15 protein-coding genes and 4 tRNA genes are annotated in these 19,746 nt (G+C 46.9%); 15 read left to right on the top strand and 4 right to left on the bottom strand.

Annotation, left to right across the window (positions count from 1 at the left end):
- The first annotated feature begins 28 nt into the window (after positions 1-28).
- Entirely contained in the window at positions 29-1,783 is a 1,755-nt protein-coding gene (locus LY387_RS10450; protein WP_234494046.1) for a glycoside hydrolase family 36 protein, read from the top strand.
- 8 nt (positions 1,784-1,791) lie between these two features.
- On the opposite strand, the gene LY387_RS10445 is transcribed toward LY387_RS10450, so the two are convergent.
- The gene (locus tag LY387_RS10445; protein WP_234494045.1) at positions 1,792-3,030 is read right to left on the bottom strand and encodes a putative manganese transporter; all 1,239 of its coding nucleotides are present in this window, start codon (positions 3,028-3,030) and stop codon (positions 1,792-1,794) included.
- A gap of 207 nt (positions 3,031-3,237) precedes the next feature.
- Here LY387_RS10445 and LY387_RS10440 point away from each other — a divergent pair, with 207 nt between their 5' ends.
- From LY387_RS10440 to LY387_RS10430, 3 genes are all read left to right on the top strand, one after another.
- Complete coding sequence (locus tag LY387_RS10440; RefSeq protein ID WP_042477482.1) at positions 3,238-4,143, top strand: manganese-dependent inorganic pyrophosphatase; 906 nt, start codon at positions 3,238-3,240, stop codon at positions 4,141-4,143.
- Positions 4,144-4,274: 131 nt separating this feature from the next.
- Complete coding sequence (locus LY387_RS10435) at positions 4,275-4,661, top strand: DUF2750 domain-containing protein (RefSeq protein ID WP_042477479.1); 387 nt, start codon at positions 4,275-4,277, stop codon at positions 4,659-4,661.
- 101 nt (positions 4,662-4,762) lie between these two features.
- The gene (locus LY387_RS10430; RefSeq protein ID WP_234496100.1) at positions 4,763-5,296 is read left to right on the top strand and encodes a phosphatase PAP2 family protein; all 534 of its coding nucleotides are present in this window, start codon (positions 4,763-4,765) and stop codon (positions 5,294-5,296) included.
- A gap of 50 nt (positions 5,297-5,346) precedes the next feature.
- Here LY387_RS10430 and LY387_RS10425 read toward each other — a convergent pair whose 3' ends face one another.
- Both LY387_RS10425 and yeiP read right to left on the bottom strand, forming a co-directional pair.
- Positions 5,347-5,664 (bottom strand): HI1450 family dsDNA-mimic protein, encoded by a 318-nt coding sequence (locus LY387_RS10425; protein WP_234494044.1) that lies wholly within the window; start codon positions 5,662-5,664, stop codon positions 5,347-5,349.
- A 3-nt stretch (positions 5,665-5,667) separates the two neighbouring features.
- Complete coding sequence (yeiP, locus tag LY387_RS10420) at positions 5,668-6,234, bottom strand: elongation factor P-like protein YeiP (protein ID WP_128648540.1); 567 nt, start codon at positions 6,232-6,234, stop codon at positions 5,668-5,670.
- A gap of 159 nt (positions 6,235-6,393) precedes the next feature.
- Here yeiP and LY387_RS10415 point away from each other — a divergent pair, with 159 nt between their 5' ends.
- Complete coding sequence (locus LY387_RS10415) at positions 6,394-7,161, top strand: nucleotidyltransferase domain-containing protein (RefSeq protein WP_234494043.1); 768 nt, start codon at positions 6,394-6,396, stop codon at positions 7,159-7,161.
- Positions 7,162-7,222: 61 nt separating this feature from the next.
- Here LY387_RS10415 and LY387_RS10410 read toward each other — a convergent pair whose 3' ends face one another.
- Entirely contained in the window at positions 7,223-9,601 is a 2,379-nt protein-coding gene (locus LY387_RS10410; protein WP_234494042.1) for a DNA polymerase II, read from the bottom strand.
- A gap of 485 nt (positions 9,602-10,086) precedes the next feature.
- Between LY387_RS10410 and uvrY the strand changes: the two genes are divergently transcribed.
- The 10 genes from uvrY to LY387_RS10360 all read left to right on the top strand — a co-directional run bounded on the left by uvrY (position 10,087) and on the right by LY387_RS10360 (position 19,603).
- Positions 10,087-10,731, top strand: a complete 645-nt coding sequence (uvrY, locus tag LY387_RS10405) for a UvrY/SirA/GacA family response regulator transcription factor (RefSeq protein WP_006075673.1) — start codon at positions 10,087-10,089, stop codon at positions 10,729-10,731.
- A 13-nt stretch (positions 10,732-10,744) separates the two neighbouring features.
- Positions 10,745-12,580, top strand: coding sequence for an excinuclease ABC subunit UvrC (gene uvrC / locus LY387_RS10400; RefSeq protein ID WP_234494041.1), 1,836 nt, complete (start codon positions 10,745-10,747; stop codon positions 12,578-12,580).
- A gap of 48 nt (positions 12,581-12,628) precedes the next feature.
- A complete protein-coding gene (pgsA, locus tag LY387_RS10395) occupies positions 12,629-13,183 on the top strand; it encodes a CDP-diacylglycerol--glycerol-3-phosphate 3-phosphatidyltransferase (RefSeq protein ID WP_042499384.1) in 555 nt (184 codons plus the stop codon).
- Between the two features lie 356 nt (positions 13,184-13,539).
- Positions 13,540-13,613 (top strand) — tRNA-Cys (locus LY387_RS10390).
- Between the two features lie 18 nt (positions 13,614-13,631).
- Positions 13,632-13,707: transfer RNA gene (locus tag LY387_RS10385), tRNA-Gly, on the top strand.
- 65 nt (positions 13,708-13,772) lie between these two features.
- Positions 13,773-13,859, top strand: a tRNA-Leu gene (locus LY387_RS10380).
- Between the two features lie 27 nt (positions 13,860-13,886).
- A tRNA-Gly gene (locus tag LY387_RS10375) sits at positions 13,887-13,962 on the top strand.
- Positions 13,963-14,217: 255 nt separating this feature from the next.
- A complete protein-coding gene (locus LY387_RS10370; RefSeq protein WP_234494040.1) occupies positions 14,218-14,937 on the top strand; it encodes a riboflavin synthase subunit alpha in 720 nt (239 codons plus the stop codon).
- A gap of 504 nt (positions 14,938-15,441) precedes the next feature.
- Positions 15,442-18,339: a pyridoxal phosphate-dependent class III aminotransferase gene (locus LY387_RS10365; RefSeq protein ID WP_234494039.1), complete on the top strand. Its 2,898-nt coding sequence runs from the start codon at positions 15,442-15,444 to the stop codon at positions 18,337-18,339.
- Between the two features lie 19 nt (positions 18,340-18,358).
- Positions 18,359-19,603: a carboxynorspermidine synthase gene (locus LY387_RS10360; RefSeq protein WP_234494038.1), complete on the top strand. Its 1,245-nt coding sequence runs from the start codon at positions 18,359-18,361 to the stop codon at positions 19,601-19,603.
- Positions 19,604-19,746: the final 143 nt, after the last annotated feature.

The following is a 19,746-nucleotide window of genomic DNA, read 5'->3' as shown; positions in this document are numbered from 1 at the left end:
ATGTATAGGACAAAAAGATTGAGTAATAATGACCGAGTATATTCCTGTCTCTTCAGAGCTTGATGCTCTAGCAATAAATCCACACATTGAGGTGCGCCTTGATGGCAAGGAACTGACGTTCCATTATCAAAGCGTTCTTATCCAATCTTTACCTACTCGAACGCCTCTCGTGCGATTTGAAAATCAGATTGAGGCCAGCGCACAGCTGTTGGGGGATGGTTTTCAAATGCTGTGTCAAACCACGGGTAAAGTCGGCGCACTAGTCGATGTTGGACGCTGCCCAGATAATAATGAAAGCTATAGAATTTATCCGGCGGATGCACCGCAACGATTTTACAACTACCTAGTGATAGAGCAGTCGACGGGCTTTCAGCTTTATGGCTTTACCTCATGTCATCGCTTTGCAGGTTTTTTTGAGGTTGAGCAAAATGGTCACAGCCTAGATGTCGTTGCCTGCCTCGATGGTGAGGACAGTGATCCACAACACTGGGAGAGTAATGCGCTAGAGTCTCTAGTTGTGATTCATGGTAACAGCTTAGAAAGCATCTATGCACAATATGCGGATTGTATAGCGAATCACCATCCGGCTAAGCAAGGGGTGAGCCAGAACAGTCCAATTGGCTGGTGCTCTTGGTATGCCTATTATGCCGAAGTGACCAAGCAAAACGTCATCGACAACACCCTTGTTATGAGTGAACAGATGACTGATCTTGAGTGGGTGCTGCTTGATGATGGCTACCAAGCCTTTATGGGTGACTGGCTATCGCCTTCAGACAAATTTGAGGGTGGCGTTCAATCAGTAATAGCTAGCATTAGAGAACAAGGTAAAAAGCCTGCGATTTGGATGGCTCCCTTTATTGCTCAGGCGGAGTCGGACATCTTTAGAGATCATCCCGATTGGTTTTTAAGACATCCATCTGGTGAGTTACTTAAAGCTGAGGATGTTACCTACGGAGGCTGGCGCTGTACCCCTTGGTATATTTTGGATGCGACGCATCCAGAGGTTCAGGCGCATCTCACCAAGGTAGTAAAAACAATGCGCGAAGAGTGGGGGGTAGAGTTATTTAAACTCGATGCCAACTATTGGGGGACGCTAAAGGGGACTCGATATCAACACGGTGCGACAGGAGTCGAAGCGTATCGCTTGGGTATGGCTGCGATCAACGAAGGTGCAGGCGATGCCTTAGTGCTTGGCTGTAACGCGCCTATGTGGCCATCCTTGGGGCTTGTCGATGCCATGCGCGTCTCCGATGATGTAGAGCGCAATATTCATCGTTTCGAGCAGATAGCGAAAGAAACGTTTTATCGCAGCTGGCAGCATCAGCGTCTTTGGTTGATTGACCCTGACTGTGCCACCTTTACGTCTTTACCAAACCAAGGTACCGACCGCCAAGCGTATGAGTTCCACCGTGATGTGCTGCTGGCCTCAGGTGGACTGTTGCTATCGGGCGATCCGTTGCCAGAGCTGACACCTTTTGCACAAGAGACGTTAATGCGCTTAGTCGCAAGGCAAAAGCAGACCAATAACGCCTCTGTATTTACCTCATTATCACTTAATCATTCAACACTCAAGTTGTCAGAAGAGAGAAGACTGCATTGCTTGTTCCACTACGATGATGATGTCAATGAGTACACGCTAACGACAGAGTTTCCAAGTGATTGGTACGATTTCTGGACAGGAGAAAAGCTCAATGATGAGCCGATGCAGATACAAATAGTCCCCGTGAACCGGGGACTGAGCAGTCGAGCTGTTGTGTCGATTGTTCATCTTTCTGACAACTAGGAACTGGGTTAGATTTCGAACAGCCAATAGTATCCGTAGCCCGCAATCAGTGCTGGTAAAGCAGAATAGAACGTCGCGACCAGCGCTGCCTTCGGCGCCAAAGCAATCGCTGGGAATAGGGCATCGCCATCGTTAGAAAGGGCATTGGAGATTTGTGCAGATAAGGGCATTGCTCCAGTCAGGTAAAGGCTGGTCACCAAAATCTGAGGTCCACAACCTGGTAGCAGACCAACTAGCATCCCAACAAATGGCATATAAACGCCATATCCAGATAAAGCATTGCCCAAGTCTATGTGGGCAAAATGAACCGACAATTCAAACGTTAGAAAAGCGACAATAACCCATGCACTCACAAAGTGGGTGTCTTGTGCGGCTTTTTGCATTGGGTGCGATGTTGAGGCTTTATTATCTTCTGCGACCGTACTTTGGTAATCCTTAATCTCTTTAGTAAACGCCCAAAGAAATATCATCACTACAGCTAGTATCGCGCCTGTCCACTCAATGGCGCCTTCTGGGGCTCCAATTGCCGCATTGATATCGATTTGAAAAGACATGGCAAAGGCGATGAACATGGCTGGCACGATTAACCATGACCAGAATAGCCCTTGGAGGTTAATGACCTTCCTCTGTAAAGGATTACTACCACTATCAGAAGCGTCACATCCGCAGTCTGTAGAAGAGGTGACAGAGCTTAACATTGAACTGATTTTACCTTCAGAGCTCGGACGCAAGAAGTCTTCAGAATGAAGACGATTGATTATCAGCCCTGTTACAGAACCGACAACAACACCTAATGCCATCATTCCAAACCCAATACTAGGTTGACTGGCGAGTAACAAGAATGCTGCATCACCCATCGTTGCCGTTAATACGGCGACGACGGAGCCAAACCCAACACGCCCTGCCACAAATTGGGTAGTGACAATGATGGCACCACCACAACCAGGCAAAGCCCCTAATGCTGATGAAAACAAAACCTGGTAGGTGGGAGACTGATGATACAACTCGACAACTCGATTTTTGCTCGAGATCATCCGTGCGACTTGATGGTAGACAGCAAGGGTGAAGGCAACGTAACAGGATACGGCCCAGAATGCATCCGCTAAGGCATTCATAGTGACGTCACGAGTCGCACTATTGAGCAACAGCACTGTGAGTGCTATCGGCAATAATAGCCGTTTGTACTTAGGTGCAAATTGGTCGATGGACAAACCATCTTTAAAGCCAAGTGTTTTTGCCAGATACATAAGTGACACCAGGTGTAAATGAGATCAGTTATCAATTATATCTTTATGAAAATAATTCTCAATAACATTTGCAGATCTGGGTGATGAAAGAATCGGCTCAATCTCACATCAACCGATGACAAATCGCGAAAATCAGGTAAAGTATCGCCCCTGTGAGAGTAATACAGGCGATCTCGCCTGAATGATCAGAATTAGTTAGGAAGCAAAATGATTTTAGTTGTCGGTCATAAAAACCCAGATAGTGATAGCATTTGTGGTGCACTTGTTGCTGCAGAACTTCTAAAGGCTCGTGGTCTTGAAGCGAAGCCAGTTCGTCAAGGCGAGATTAACCGTGAGACGCAACACATTCTTGCAACAGCAGGCGTTGACCAACCAGAACTACGCACAAGCGTTGCTGGTGAAAAAGTGTGGCTAGTAGACTACACCGATCTAGCGCAAGCGCCGGACGATATCAACGAAGCAGAAATCCTAGGTATTGTTGACCATCACCGTCTTGGCGATGTGATGACAGTTAACCCTCTTGAAGCTTGGATTTGGCCTGTAGGTTGTACTTGTACAATCCTATTTAACCTGTTCAAGATGGAGCAAGCAGAAATCACTCGCCCACTAGCAGTGCTAATGATGTCTGCAATCCTGTCTGACACAGTAGGTTTCGCATCTCCAACATGTACTCAAAAAGATAAAGATGCTGTTCTTGAACTTGCACAAATTGCGGGTGTTGAAGACCTAGACGCGTTCATTAAAGATCTATTGATCGCTAAAACAAACATCGAAGGTCTGTCTGCAGCTGAGCTTGTAGAGAAAGATCTGAAAGCATACCCATTCAACGGCCGTGATGTGGTTGTTGGTCAGGTTGAACTGGCAACACTTGAGCAGGTTGACGGTATGATCGAAGCACTTGAAGCTGACCTAACTCGCCGCTGCGAAGAAGAAGGTCTTGCTTTCGCAGCTGTGATGCTAACAGACATCACAACAGCTCAAACTCGTCTAATCTACAAAGGTGAGTGGGCTGAGAAGCTTGTTAAGCATGAAAAAGACGGCATGCTAATGATGGAAAATACACTGAGCCGTAAGAAGCAAGGCTGGCCTTGGCTACAAAACGAGCTAGTGTAACTTTTCACTAAGTCTTACAAAGCCCTAGTTACCATGACAAAAGGTCATTGGTGCTGGGGTTTTTTTAATTCCGATATTCTAGACTTAACCCTAGTTTCTAGAGTGACAAATAAACTAAAAGGCGCGCTGCAATGGCATTAGAACAACATCAAATTGATGAAATCTCTCGTTACGATGAAGAGAAAAGACTGAAGTACAGTGTGAAAACCATGGTACAAGAACGTCAAATCTGGATTCTGACGGACGAGCACGGTTGTGTCATGCTCAATACGGAAGACGAAGATTGCGTCCCAGTATGGCCACATCAAGAGCTGGCTGAGCAGTGGGCGACGGGCGAGTGGGATAATTGTAAAGCTGAAGCGATTTCACTCAATAAATGGCACAGCCGTTGGACTTACGGTCTTGAAGACGACGAGCTTGCTGTTGTGGTATTCCCTAACCAAAATGAAGAGGGTGTGGTGCTGTTTCCAGAAGAGTTCGATTTTGAACTAAAGAAACAGTCTGCGAAAGCTCGCTAACAAAAACACGCTTCAAACCGTAATAAGACATTTCATACGGTATGCAGAAAAACAAAGATGATGTAGACTCTCTGCTCATCATTCCCTGCTTACCGTTTGTTATGGCACGTCTTTTTCTGCTTCTCACTCTTATCACCTACATTCCGCTCAGCCACGCAACCAATAAAGATGCTTGGGATACCTTCAGCGACATAGGTGCATACGGCTTGGTGGGTCTCGCTGCTGGATTGCCCGCTTATCAAGACGATTGGGACGGGGTTTGGCAAGCGGGCTTGAGTATCGGCTCAGCTTCTGCCATTGGGCTTGTTGGCAAATACACGATTGACGCGCCGCGACCAGATGGTAGCGACAACAATAGCTTTCCCTCCAATCATACCGCCAATGCTTTTGCTGCAGCGACGACGCTTCATATTCGTCAAGGTTGGCAAGTAGGCCTTCCCGCATACGGGGTAGCAGCACTTGTCGGCGTCGGGCGCGTTCAAGCGGATAAGCACTATTGGCGTGATGTAGCAGCAGGCGCCGCAATTGGTGTGTTCACCGGTTGGCTGTTTACCGATAAGCTTGATGAAAACGTTCATTTAACTCCGTATGCGGGTTCACGCGGAGCAGGCATGTCTGTAACGTACGTTTGGTGATGACAACAAAAAGCCCAGCGATGCTGGGCTTTGTTCGATTTGGTTTGACGCTAATCGCGCTTCCAAAGAATGTGGCAGAACTTATTGTCAGGATCACGGCTCACAAGTAAGCGCGCGAACACATCATCCATCACATCGTCTTCTTCGTTTACTAGGCCAATGCGAACTTCCGCATAGCTTTCATCAACCTCAAAGCCAACATGCTCCACCCAATCAGCGCCCGTCTCGACAATCTCAGCAGCGCCGCGATCATCGAACTGTGCGGTGAATAAGATTACGTCAGCAGCCTCAAGGTTATCAGGCGCCATTTCTAGGAAGATATCGTACGCCGCTTCGATCACGTCATCGTATGAAATGAGTTCTGACATAACTTACGCTCGGTTCATGTATTTGCGTTCTGCAGTGTTGATCACTACGCGGTCACCCTGTGCAATGTACTCAGGTACTTGAACAGTCAGGCCTGTTGATAGACGAGCTGGCTTAGTACGCGCAGACGCTGAAGCCCCTTTGATTGAAGGGTCTGTCTCTTCGATCACTAGCTCAACAGACGATGGTAGCTCAAGGCCAACCGCGCTGCCGTTCACTAGGATAACTTGAACACCTTGCGTGTCTTCGTTGATGAACAGTAGATCATCTTCGATTTCATCGTGCTTGAATGTGAACTGGCTGTAGTCTTCGTTATCCATGAAGATGTACTCATCGCCGTCAACGTAAGAGAAAGTTACGTTTCGCTTGTTCATTTCTACCGTTTCAAGAGTGTCATCTGATTTGAAACGCTCATCAACTCTAGAGCCTGTTGCCAAATCAGTACAACGTAGCTTGTAGATCTTAGCGCCGCCACGGCCACCCGGAGTGGTGACTTCGATATCTTTGATTAGCAACGTTTTGCCATTTGACTCAATCGCAAAACCTTTTTTAAGCTCACTTGCCTTAGGCATGGAATATTTCCTTCGTTTTTTGTATAGACAGTCAATTATACGTTCGAAATCTAGGTTTGCTCAAGAAGGGAATTGTGTCTCACCTGCCACAAATCAACGTTGAATCCCAAATTAGCCAATCGTAGAATAGGGACATGTTCAACGCTGCAAAGTAACCACGTGCCAATCCAGTCGCCAATCAATCAGCTTATCCCTCAGCCCACTTATGTTCCTGTTGTTGAAGATCTTATCGCTTGCCTAAAATCAGGCTTGAAAGACAATCTGCACAGTGTCTATATCTACGGGTCGGTGGCAAATGGTAATGCCATCCCCAATGTCTCGAACCTTGATGTGGTGCTGGTCACGCAAAGACCGTTAGCAGCGGGTCAAAAGTCATTATTTAACTCCATCAATTGGCGATTTCAGAAAGATTTTCCGTTTGTGAAAGGGCTAGCTGTACGCACTGCGCTGGTCAGCGAGGTGGCGTCGTTGTCGGCGTTGTTCACCTGGGGCTTCTTGCTCAAGCAATGTTGCACCAACGTTTATGGTGAGGACTTATCCGAGTGCTTTGGTCACTATGTACCTAGTTGGGAAATTGCCAAGCAGTGGAATATGGATATTGAACAGAGCGCTGCCATTCTGAGAAGAGAAGTCGCTCTAGCGGAAGACGCCCAATCACAATTGAGCGCGCAGCGACAGTTAGCAAAAAAATTACTTCGCGCTGCATATGGTCTGGTATTGCATAAAACCAAACGTTGGCTGGACGATCCTCTAGAAAGTGGCCGAGCGTTTCTCGATTATTATCCTGAGCGACAACAGACGATAGAGCGTCTTGGAATATTGTTAGGGCAGCGAGTGATCCCGAAACGCTCTGTTGTTGGTCTGCTTGATGACTTTGCACCATGGCTTGTGAAGGAATATCAAAAAACGGAGTTTAAGATAGGTTAAGCAAGGCCTAGGCTTCCAGCTATTAGTCGCTTTCGTTATTCTTCGGCTCCATGGTCTTTCGCTAGAACAACCCCATTTGAGGCGCACTTAAATCATCGAAGTTCATTCCGATAAATGGCAGGATGGCTTCTGCCACAGGTCGTAGCTGCTTATCAATATAGTGTTGATAGTCGATAGGGGAGCGCTGATACTCTTTTGGTTCAGGTCCATTAACCGTAATCACATATTCAATACGACCTCGGTTCTGGTACTGTAAAGGACGCCCTAACTGCTGATTAATCTCATCCGCCATTCTTGCTGCTCTAACCTGAGGCGGAACGTTCTTTTGATATTCATGCAACTTTCTACGAAGCCGTTTTTGATAAATCAACTGCTCATCGTGCTCGCCTCTTAGTGTTGATTCGACAAACTCACGAACGTAATCCGTCGGATCTTGATGCTTAAACACCATCATGTAGAGTGTCTGCTGGAACTCTTGCGATAAGGCTGTCCAGTCGGTTCTGGCACTTTCAAGCCCTTTGAAAATAAGCCTTTCGTTGCTACCTTGTCCGATAAGGCCGGCATATCGCTTCTTCGAGCCAGTCTCTGAGCCACGTATTGTTGGCATTAAAAAGCGCTGATAATGGGTTTCGTATTCGAGCTCAAGAATTGAGGTTAGCTGGTATTCCTGCTCTAGATGCTCGGTCCACCATTGATTGATAGACGTGACCAAGTCGTTACCTACCTTATCGGCTTCTTCAGGTGTGAACGCTCCATTTAGAGAGACAAACGTCGAATCGGTATCGCCATAAATCACTTGGTAGCCTTGGGCTTCAATCAGCTTCTTTGTGGTTTTCATGATCTCGTGACCACGCATGGTGATAGAGGAGGCGAGTCGAGTATCAAAAAAGCGGCAGCCTGAGGAACCCAGAACGCCGTAAAACGAGTTCATTATGATCTTAATGGCTTGCGAGAATGCCTTTTCATTGTTGATTTTTGCAACGTCGCGCGCTTTCCATAAATCTTGGATCAAATTCGGAAGAAAATGCTGCGTACGGTGGAATTGACCACCTCGAAATCCTGCGACGGCTTGGTCTTTATTTTTGCCTATTTCTTGCTTTAGCCCCTCAATCAGTCCCATAGGGTCAATGAGAAAAGAGCGAATAATCGATGGATAAAGGCTTTTGAAATCTAAAACCAGCACCGAATCATACAAGCCGGGAATGGAATCCATGACATAACCGCCAGGGCTGGCAACCCAGTTTTCTGGGTGAAGGTTGGGGGCGGCATAATGAGCTCGGTGTAACCTTGGCAAATAAAGATTGGTGAACGCCGCGACTGAGCCTCCAACGCGGTCCAGCTCCACACCAGTCAGCTTGGTGCGCTCGATAGCAAATTGAAGTAAATGAGTATGGTCAAAGATCCGGTTTACGAGCACACAGTCTTGCAAGTTGTACTTAGCAAGAGACGGTTTATCACGACGGAACATCGAATTGATTTCATCCATACGGTCGTGCACGTTATGTATTGCTTTGCCTTCGCCTAATAACTCACGTGATACAGATTCGAGTGACCAAGAACGAAAGTTATAGGTCGCTGTTTTGAGCGTATCAATCCCATCCAACACCACTCTACCGGGTATGGTGATAAAACTCTGTTGACTCGACGGTAAGGTGCGAAAATAGATTTTCTGGCTATTCCTGCCAAGTGACAGCACCACGTTGTTGAACTCGGCACGTTTGTTTAACAGCTTAAAATCGAAGTCTATTACGCTCCAACCAACGACAACATCCGGGTCGAAAGCTTGAAACCAGTCATTGAGGGCCAGCAGTAGGGATTTTTCATCACTGACCCATTGTGTGGGGGTGTCGCAAGCTTGCGGCTCGCCGATCATGATCACTCTGCTGTCTTTTGGGCTGTCGAGACCGATTGAATAAAGTACGCCTTTTTCTGAGCACTCGATATCGAGAGAAACTACGTTGAGATCAGGCTGATAGTCATGTGCCTTACACTTGGCATCGGTGATCCTCAAAAACTGATTAGGGAGCCCCGAGTTGACCACTTCGCTCTTGCCAGCAACGGCTAAGCTTCCCTGAATAAAACGCTCCATAAGAAAGCGATCAGCGAGTTTTATGTCTGCCTCTAATACTAAGACATCAAGAGAATTAAGCTTGTCGTTGAGCTGACGCGCGGCCGCTATCGAGTTGCTATATACCGCAGCAAGGGTTTGACCATCGAAGCTTGTCATTTCAACGTCGTTGACCGTGATCGCGAGACCTGCTTCTTTAGCCGCGCTATGCACTAACTCTATAGTCGCGGTAGGTACGAAAAATACGGGTTTTTGCCCCTCTATGAGTACTTGTGCAGGACCTTGTGGGGTAGAGAGCCACAGCTCTATCTGTGGACCTGAACGAGAGTCTCTCGCTTGGCGGGTTAACAAGAAGCCTTGATGAATGTCCAAATGAAGCGAATTCCTACATGGTTTGCTGTGGCTGAGTAAATTTTGTGCAAAATATTTACTCAATAATAGCTCTGACTGATGAACAAGTGTAACAAAGGTCTATCCAGAGCCAAAGTACCTCAATATGAGCTAAACTTTAGTGGTAACACCATGTTTCTAGAATAGTGATTTATATCGAGATTTTGCAAATATCTAGAGTATAGTGTGCTAGATGTTTCATAGGGGTGTAAAGTGGATTTATGCCCATAAATCGGGGGGTTAGGTTAGAGATAGCTAATGGTTGTATGATTTGTAACCTAATGATTTTAAAGTTTTTCTGATTGACGACGTTGAATCTTCGTCGTAATGTGTTTCGCAAACTTTGCGCCCGTGCACGATTTGTATGGGAGCATTTAAACGTAACATGAGGTATGATAGTCAGCCATGCTGCTATCCACTAACCTCAAGTGGTCGCAGAGCCAATAGATAAGTGTGGAGATACAAGTTTGATTAATGTTTTCCTTGTAGATGATCACGAACTGGTTCGCACAGGGATACGACGTATTATCGAAGACGTCCGTGGAATGAATGTAGCAGGGGAAGCTGACAGTGGTGAAGAAGCCGTAAAATGGTGTCGTAGCAACCATGTTGACGTCATTTTAATGGACATGAATATGCCTGGCATTGGTGGACTAGAAGCGACGAAAAAAATCCTTCGCCATAATCCAGACATTAAGATCATCGTGTTAACTGTGCATACGGAAAATCCATTTCCGACAAAAGTTATGCAGGCAGGTGCCGCGGGCTACCTGACCAAAGGCGCTGCGCCTGATGAAATGGTGAATGCCATTCGTCTCGTCAACAGCGGTCAGCGTTACATCTCTCCTGAGATTGCTCAGCAGATGGCGCTAAGCCAGTTTTCATCAGCATCAGAGAACCCGTTCAAAGACCTTTCTGAACGTGAACTTCAAATCATGATGATGATTACTAAAGGGCAAAAGGTAACGGATATCTCAGAGCAATTGAGCCTGAGCCCGAAAACCGTGAACAGCTATCGATACCGTTTGTTTAGCAAACTGGATATCAACGGTGATGTTGAACTGACTCACTTAGCGATTCGACATGGAATGCTAGATACTGAGACGTTGTAGTTGAGAACATAGCGTGTCGGAACCCATTTTTGACTCAACATCCTTCCTCAAAACCGTAACAAACCAACCCGGCGTCTACCGTATGTACGACGCCGAGTCGGTCGTTATCTACGTCGGCAAAGCCAAAGACCTTAAAAAACGCCTCTCTAGTTACTTTCGAAAACGTGTCGATAGTGAAAAAACGCGCGCGTTGGTCAGTAACATCAATAAAATAGACGTGACAGTAACGCATACCGAAACGGAAGCGTTAATTCTTGAGCACAACTATATCAAGCAGTACCTGCCTAAATACAACGTACTGTTGAGAGACGATAAATCCTATCCGTACATCTTTTTGTCTGGTCATAAGCATCCACGGTTATCCATGCATGGCGGAGCAAGGCGCAAAAAAGGGGAGTATTTCGGACCCTATCCAGATTCTGGTGCCGTAAGACAAACACTTCACCTGTTACAACGCATCTTCCCGGTGAGACAGTGCGAGGACTCTGTCTATGCTAACCGAAGTCGCCCATGCCTGATGTATCAGATTGGTCGCTGCGCGGGTCCTTGTGTGAGTTCTATTATTTCCGACGACGAGTACACGGAACTGGTTGGCTTACTGCGTTTGTTCTTACAAGGTAAAGACAAGAATGTCGTGCAAATGCTGGTGGAGAAAATGGACGACGCTAGCCGTAACCTTGCCTTTGAGCAAGCGGCTAAGTATCGCGATCAGATCCAGGCGATAAGGCGTGTTCAAGAACAGCAGTTTGTTTCTGAAGACAGTGATGACGATATGGACGTATTGGGTTTTGCTCAGGAAAACGGTGTGGCGTGTGTTCATATCTTGATGATTCGACAGGGCAAGATTTTAGGCAGTCGCAGTCATTTTCCTAAGATACCGAACAATACTGAGCAGTCAGAGGTGTTTTATAGCTTCTTGAGTCAGTACTACCTCAACCACTCTGAGTCACGCACGATTCCGACTCGTATCATTCTTAATGATGGCTTGGTGGAAGACGTCAATGACATGTCCAAGGCCTTGACAGAAATTGCGGGTCGTAAAGTCGTGTTCCACATCAATCCGACAGGGGCGAGGGGACGCTACCTGAAACTGTCGAACACTAATGCGTTGACGGCGATCACGACAAAGATCAACCACAAGATGACCATCAACCAACGCTTCAAAGCGCTTCAAGATGCGTTGAACATCGAAAACATCGCCCGTATGGAATGTTTCGATATCAGTCATACTATGGGTGAGAACACCATTGCGTCATGTGTAGTGTTTAACCAAGAAGGGCCTGTGAAGCAGGAGTATCGTCGATACAACATTACCGGTATTACCGGTGGCGATGATTATGCAGCCATGGGACAAGTGCTTGAACGCCGTTACTCCAAACAGATCGATGTAGATAAAATTCCGGATATTATCTTTATTGATGGTGGTAAAGGTCAGCTAAACCGTGCGGTGGACATAGTTTCTGAGTATTGGGACGATTGGCCAAAACGCCCACTAATGATTGGTATCGCTAAGGGTGTAACCCGTAAACCCGGTCTCGAAACCCTTATCACTCCAGAAGGTAGAGAGTTTAACTTACCAAGCGATGCGCCGGCATTGCACTTAATTCAACACATTCGTGATGAAAGTCATAATCATGCGATTGCTGGGCATAGAGCGAAACGGGCCAAAGCGCGTCGAACCAGTCCTTTAGAAGGTATTGAGGGCATCGGTCCGAAACGCAGACAAGCCTTGTTAAAATACATGGGTGGTTTGCAAGAACTCAAACGTGCAAGTGTAGAAGAAATCGCCAAAGTCCCAGGAATTAGCATTTCTTTGGCAGAAAACATCTATCAAGCATTGAAACAGTAGAGAAAATCCCGCAACATAAACAGGCAGTAAAATAGAGCCGATAATAATATGCGTTTAAACATCCCTAACATTCTGTCTTTGTTGAGATTATTTCTCATCCCCGTGTTCGTCGTTGCTTTCTATCTTCCGTATAGCTGGGCGCCGTTTGCAGCCGCTATGATATTCTGGGTGGCAGGCTTCACTGACTGGCTCGATGGGATGTTAGCGAGAAAGCTTGGTCAAACGTCCCGTTTTGGGGCTTTCATCGATCCTGTTGCCGATAAGGTCCTCGTGGCAACTGCACTTATTCTTATCACCGAACATTACCACTCTATTTGGGTCACCATCCCTGCAGTAACCATGATTGCTCGAGAAATTATTATTTCTGCACTGCGTGAGTGGATGGCTGAGATTGGCAAACGCGCGAGCGTGGCCGTATCTTGGGTTGGTAAAGTCAAAACTGTCTCTCAAATGTTCGCGCTCTGGGTGCTGATTTGGCGTTATGACGATTGGATGATTTGGGTTGGCTATGTGGCACTGTATGTCGCGACGGTTTTGACCTATTGGTCAATGATGCAATATCTGGCAGCGGCAAAAGACGATTTGCTTAACGCTGATAAGTAGTTAGCGCGGCAACGAATAATAGTATTGAATATTAAGGCGAGCAGTAAGCTCGCCTTTTTGCATTTTAGCGCAGCGTAATTTTTGATATGGCTCTTGCGAATGCGATGATAGGTAAGCTCAATTAGGCTTGTTGGTTAGGCATATTTTGGTAAGTTGACAAGTTTTCTAGTCTTAAATGTGCATGTTTTTGCTAGAAAATTGAGCAAATTGGCGCTTTTTGGGTATTTCTTGGTCAAACGATTCAAAATATCAAAAAACGTGTTGACTCATTTTCCTGATTGCGTAAAATGCCTCCCGTACTCAAGAGGAACTGCTCAAAACGAAAGTGAAAAGCAGAGCTTCATGAGCAACAAGAAGGCGCCTTGGCAGAGTGGCTATGCAGCGGATTGCAAATCCGTGGACCTCGGTTCGACTCCGGGAGGCGCCTCCATTCTCTCTTAGAGAATATGCGACACTAGCTCAGTTGGTAGAGCGCAACCTTGCCAAGGTTGAGGTCACGAGTTCGAACCTCGTGTGTCGCTCCAAATTATAGTGATATGGCCTTGAAGGCGGTATCAAGATGGTGTCTCCATCGCAAAGGATTTTGCGTGCCCTGGTGGTGGAATTGGTAGACACAAGGGATTTAAAATCCCTCGACGTTCGCGTTGTGCCGGTTCAAGTCCGGCCCGGGGCACCATCTCAAATTTAGTCTGAAAAGACAAATGCGACACTAGCTCAGTTGGTAGAGCGCAACCTTGCCAAGGTTGAGGTCACGAGTTCGAACCTCGTGTGTCGCTCCAAACATTAAAACCCCAGCAGAAATGCTGGGGTTTTCTTGTTTTGGTAATGGGCAACAGCGTCGCTCGAGGTCATCGTTTGGGAATGAGGTGAACCTCGTGCCCGAATCCGGTCGAGTCGCTCCAAACACTAAAGCCCCAGCAGAAATGCTAGGGCTCTTTCGTTCTAATACTTTTCCATCTTTAGCCTTTATCTTGCTGATTCTTTTTGCAATGATGTCCGTACTATAAGCACTCTAATGATAAATCGAGGCATCTATGTTTACCGGTATTATTCAATCTGTCGCCACTATTGATAAAATTACAGACCTAAACGGCATTCGCACCTTTGAAATCGACTTCGAGCAAGGGTTTTGTGCCGATGTTGAAATTGGCGCGAGTATCGCTGTAGATGGCGTTTGTTTGACGGTAACTGAGATACAAACGGACACGCGTTTGTCGTTTGATGTTATGTTGCAGAGCCTCAATATCACAACGCTAAGCTCTTTTGAGCAAGGCCAGATGATCAACGTAGAACGTGCAGCTAAAGATGGTGCTGAGATTGGCGGTCACCCATTATCTGGTCATGTTGATTTCAAAACACCGTTGGTATCGGTAGAGCAGCAAGAAGATAACTACCGAATCAAATTTCAGTTGCCAAAAGAGTGGAAGCCTTATGTGTTCCCTAAAGGCTATATTGCGATCAATGGCGCTAGTCTGACGGTTTCTGAGGTGGATAAGCAAGAAGGCTGGTTTGATGTCTGGCTTATTCCAGAAACTCGTCGTATGACGACGTTTGAAGGCAAAGGTGTTGGTGACGACGTCAATATTGAGATCGAGCGAGGCACTCAGGTCGTCGTTGACACAGTGAGGGATACCATAGCTGAAACCCTTGGCCCACTGCTGCCGATGTTCGAAAAATTCCTTGAGCAAAATGGTGTAGACGTAGACGCAATTGGTCATGCAACCACCAAGAGTCTGAGCGACAAAAAAGACTAATAGTTAGTTTTGGAATGGACCGCCTCTGCAGAGGCGGTTTTTTTATGTCAGTAGTTTAATATTGCTCAATAATACGTAACTAGTGACCCGTGTTTTACGTGATAAAAACGGTTGCGATGATAATGAGTTCTATGTTACTTTCCCGCGCAATCTCGGAATGAATCTGGGGGATACGCGTCGTAACCATTCAAGCTGATTGTGATACGACGTAGGGTAGGTACTGGTTATGCCAATAATCAGTAGACGGGATACTGATGCCTAGAAGGGCATATTAATGGGAAACCCAACATTGAAACACATTAACTCTCACTCAAAAATCAGCTTTGTACTTCCAAACTGTGTATTGCGCGTAAACCGTAGTATCACAGAGCCTTGATTTACAGAATCGATCTCTTTTCCTAGCGCAAGTGCGTTGGGCTTCGTCACATCTGTTGTTCAGATGGGACTCGTTTTGTTGTTCGCGTAACAGTGAGTACTGTGCGCGTAAAATCAGGTTACAAATAAATGAGTACAGCATTCGAATTTGATTCAAAAGAATTCGCGTCTTCGATTTCGGTTCAAGTTCCACACGTCGAAGGCACTTACGATCTGACCCCAGATCAAGTATTACTAGACCAAGCCGAGCATGAGTCAGAAGTACGTTCGTACCCGCGTCGTCTTCCGATTGCCATCAAACGAGCCTATGGAGCGTTAGTGGAAGATACTCGCGGTCAAATTTTCTTAGACTGCCTTGCTGGTGCAGGTACCCTGGCGATGGGTTACAACCATCCAGAGATTAACCAAGCCCTCAAAGAGCAGCTAGACTCCGGTCTACCGTATCAAACGCTAGATATCACGACAGAAGCGAAAGATCGCTTTATCAAACGCGTTAAAGCCTTTTTGCCTGAGCAGTTCGCGACTGAATCTGTGATTCAGTTCTGTGGTCCTTCCGGTGCCGATGCGGTCGAAGCTGCGATCAAGCTGGCGAAGCAAACCACGGGCCGCAACACCATGTTTGCATTTCGCGGTGCGTATCACGGCATGACGAATGGCACTATGGGCATGATGGGTAACCTCGGCACTAAAGCGCGTCGTACCGGTCTCATGTCAGACGTGCACTTTATGCCGTTCCCGTATAGCTTGCGCTGTCCATTTGGATTGGGTGGTGATGCAGGTGCCAAGCAGAGTATTCGTTACATTGAGCGACTCCTCAATGACGACGAAGCTGGCATCATGAAACCAGCGGCGATCATCGTTGAGCCAGTACAAGGCGAGGGCGGTGTGATTCCGGCTCCAGCGTTTTGGCTCAAAGAGCTGCGTAGGATTTGTGATGAGCATGAGATTCTACTGATTCTTGATGAGATTCAGTGCGGTGTGGGAAAAACGGGTTACCGATTTGCCTTCGAAGAGGCCGGTATCAGCCCAGATATTCTTTGCCTTTCTAAAGCGATTGGTGGTGGTTTGCCAATGTCGATCTTGGTATTCAACAAAAAGGTCGATACATGGAATGCTGGCGAACATACGGGTACATTCCGCGGTAACCAATTAGCCATGGTATCGGGTGCAAAAGCACTTGAGATCATCGAGCGAGATAACCTCGTTGAGCACGCTAGCATTGCCGGCGAGTATCTGCGATTGGGTCTAAACAAAATCAAAGATCGCGTGAATTGCATTGCCGAAGTTCGTGGTAAAGGTCTGATGCTTGGCGTTGAGATCGTAAAACCAACCGGTGAGCACAACAAGTTTGGTGAGCCTGTCGCTGATGGTGAACTAACGCTCGCAATTCAACGAGCAGCGCTGGAGCGCGGTTTGATGGTTGAAAAGGGCGGTCGTGACGGCTCTGTTATTCGCTTCTTGCCACCTCTTATCATCAGCTTTGAGCAGATTGACTTTGCCCTACGCACTATCGAAGAGGCGATCATTGTTGCAGGCGGCGGTGAGAAAACTGAGCAGCAAGCGAAGGAATCTAGCTGGCGTAAGCACTTCATCCACACTGGTGAGCAAGGTGCGACTGAGTTTGCTCAGGTGATGAATCACACGACTCAAGCTATGAAAGAAGTGTTTGAAAAAGTGAGCAAACCCTATTCTGGTTTGGATCCGAAAACGCTCGAAACACTTATCAATGACGTAAATCTTGATAGTCAAAACAGCAACCTGCAAAGCGTCGTTGATGAAACGGCTGGGCTGGTTGCGGAACACTCTATCTTCACTCAGCACCCTGATTGTATTGCGCATCTGCATACGCCTCCTTTGATGCCAGCGGTGGCAGCAGAGGCGATGATTGCAGCGCTAAACCAGTCGATGGACTCTTGGGATCAAGCATCAGCAGCGACCTATGTAGAGCAGAAGGTTCTAGATTGGCTATGTGAGCGCTACGAGCTTGGTGAAGATGCGGACGGCATTTTCACCAGTGGCGGTACACAAAGTAACTTAATGGGCTTGCTACTGGCTCGCGATCGCATTGCTGATGTCACTGACGGTCATTCAATCCAAAAACTAGGTCTGCCAAGCTACGCCGATAAACTGCGTATCGTTTGCTCAGACAAGTCTCACTTTACCGTTCAGAAGTCAGCGTCACTTCTTGGTCTTGGTGAAAAAGCCGTGCACTGCGTGGCGACTCATGAGAATGGCACGATAAAAACAGATGCTTTGCTTGCTGACATCACAGCACTCAAAGAACAAGGGTTAATTCCATTTGCACTAGTTGGCACCGCGGGTACCACTGATCACGGCGCGATCGATGACTTAGCAACACTTGCGGATATCTCTTCCCAGTTCGGTCTTTGGTTCCACGTCGACAGTGCTTACGGTGGCGCGCTGATCCTAAGTAGTCATAGAGACAAGCTCCAAGGGATCGAAAAAGCCGATTCAGTGAGTGTCGATTTCCACAAGCTGTTCTACCAAACCATCAGCTGCGGCTCACTGCTTCTTAAAGATCGAGCTAACTTCAAGTATCTGCTTCACCATGCTGATTACTTGAATCGTGAACATGACGAGCTGCCAAACTTGGTCGATAAATCCATCGCGACGACTAAGCGTTTTGATGCGTTGAAGGTCTTCATGACCATGCAAAACGTTGGTCCAGACGCACTAGGTGACATGTACGATCATCTAATGGATCAAACTCAGCAAGTGGCTAAGCTTGTTAAAGCGCATCCACAGTTTGAGCTATTGGCAGAGCCGTCGCTATCAACGGTTCTATTCAGAGCGGTAAACAATGATGCTGATGACCTAGAGCAGCTTAACAAAACGATTCGCATCGAAGCGCTGACTCGCGGCGTTGCGGTACTTGGGGAGACGGTAGTAAACGGCCACTCGGCACTGAAATTTACTATCTTGAACCCTTGCTTGAAGCTATCGGATTTCGACACGCTTCTAAACAATATTCATCAATTAGCCCTTGAGCTAACTAACTCTCACTAAGAGAAAAAGGAACAAACAAATGGCAATTCTACAGATTGGTGCTGGTGGTGTTGGTTGGGTAGTCGCACACAAAGCGGCTCAAAACAACGATGTACTTGGTGATATCACAATCGCTTCGCGCACAGTAGCAAAATGCGAAAAAATCATTGAGTCAATCAAGGGCAAAAACAACCTTAAAGATCCAAGTAAAAAACTAGAAGCTCGTGCGGTTAATGCGGACGATGTTGAAGCGCTAGTAGCTTTGATCAACGAAGTAAAACCTGATCTTGTGATCAACGCGGGTCCTCCGTGGGTGAACATCACTATCATGGAAGCGTGCCTACAAGCGAAGGTGTCTTACCTAGATACATCGGTTGCTGTTGACCTATGTTCTGAAGGTCAGCAAGTACCGCAAGCATACGACTGGCAATGGGGCTTCCGCGACAAGTTTAAAGAAGCGGGTATCACTGGCATCTTAGGTGCTGGTTTTGATCCAGGTGTAGTAAGTGTGTTTGCCGCGTACGCAGTAAAGCATTTGTTCGATGAGATCGATACCATCGATGTTATGGACGTAAATGCAGGTGACCACGGTAAGAAGTTCGCGACGAACTTCGACCCAGAGACCAACATGCTTGAAATCCAAGGCGATTCTTTCTACTGGGAAAATGGCGAGTGGAAGCAAGTGGAATGTCATTCACGTATGCTTGAGTTCAACTTCCCGCTAGTAGGCAAGCACAAGGTTTACTCTATGGCGCACGATGAAGTTCGTTCAATGCAAGAATTCATTCCTGCAAAACGTATCGAATTCTGGATGGGCTTCGGTGACACTTACCTGAACTACTTCAACTGCATGCGCGATATTGGTCTACTGAGCCCAGACCCGCTAACTCTGCACGACGGAACGGTTGTACAACCACTACACGTGCTTAAAGCACTGCTACCAGATCCAACCTCTCTAGCTCCGGGCTACACAGGTAAAACGTGTATCGGTACTTGGGTTCAAGGTAAGAAAGACGGTAAAGAGCGTTCAGTCTTCATCTACAACAACGCTGACCACGAAGTCGCTTACGAAGATGTTGAGCACCAAGCGATCTCTTACACTACAGGTGTTCCGGCTATTACTGCGGCACTTCAGTACTTCCGCGGTAAGTGGGCAGAGGCTGGTGTGTTCAACATGGAGCAGCTTGACCCAGATCCGTTCTTGGAGACAATGCCAGAGATTGGTTTGGATTGGCATGTTCAAGAGCTGGAAGTGGGTGGGCCGGATATTCAGGTTTTGAAGTAGGGGTTTAAGAGCTTTACCCCCTCTAACTCCCCCTTAGCAAGGGGGAGAACTACAGGCTAGCTCCTATCGTCGCATCGCCTAGCTTTGGATCAGGCGACGCGTAAGCGAGCCATCTGTTCCTCCCCTTAGTAAGGGGAGGCTAG

It is taken from the genome of Vibrio maritimus, from assembly GCF_021441885.1.
In the GTDB taxonomy this organism is placed as follows: Bacteria; Pseudomonadota; Gammaproteobacteria; order Enterobacterales; family Vibrionaceae; genus Vibrio; species Vibrio maritimus_B.
The sequence above is the reverse complement of the archived record's forward strand: the minus strand, read 5'-3'. Positions and strand labels throughout refer to the sequence as shown.

Bases quoted from the DNA above. Each gene is read 5' to 3' on its own strand.
- LY387_RS10450 (WP_234494046.1), top strand. From the start codon at position 29: ATGACCGAGTATATTCCTGTCTCTTCAGAGCTTGATGCTCTAGCAATA.
- LY387_RS10445 (WP_234494045.1), bottom strand. From the start codon at position 3,030: ATGTATCTGGCAAAAACACTTGGCTTTAAAGATGGTTTGTCCATCGAC.
- LY387_RS10440 (WP_042477482.1), top strand. From the start codon at position 3,238: ATGATTTTAGTTGTCGGTCATAAAAACCCAGATAGTGATAGCATTTGT.
- LY387_RS10435 (WP_042477479.1), top strand. From the start codon at position 4,275: ATGGCATTAGAACAACATCAAATTGATGAAATCTCTCGTTACGATGAA.
- LY387_RS10430 (WP_234496100.1), top strand. From the start codon at position 4,763: ATGGCACGTCTTTTTCTGCTTCTCACTCTTATCACCTACATTCCGCTC.
- LY387_RS10425 (WP_234494044.1), bottom strand. From the start codon at position 5,664: ATGTCAGAACTCATTTCATACGATGACGTGATCGAAGCGGCGTACGAT.
- yeiP (WP_128648540.1), bottom strand. From the start codon at position 6,234: ATGCCTAAGGCAAGTGAGCTTAAAAAAGGTTTTGCGATTGAGTCAAAT.
- pgsA (WP_042499384.1), top strand. From the start codon at position 12,629: ATGCGTTTAAACATCCCTAACATTCTGTCTTTGTTGAGATTATTTCTC.
- LY387_RS10370 (WP_234494040.1), top strand. From the start codon at position 14,218: ATGTTTACCGGTATTATTCAATCTGTCGCCACTATTGATAAAATTACA.
- LY387_RS10365 (WP_234494039.1), top strand. From the start codon at position 15,442: ATGAGTACAGCATTCGAATTTGATTCAAAAGAATTCGCGTCTTCGATT.
- LY387_RS10360 (WP_234494038.1), top strand. From the start codon at position 18,359: ATGGCAATTCTACAGATTGGTGCTGGTGGTGTTGGTTGGGTAGTCGCA.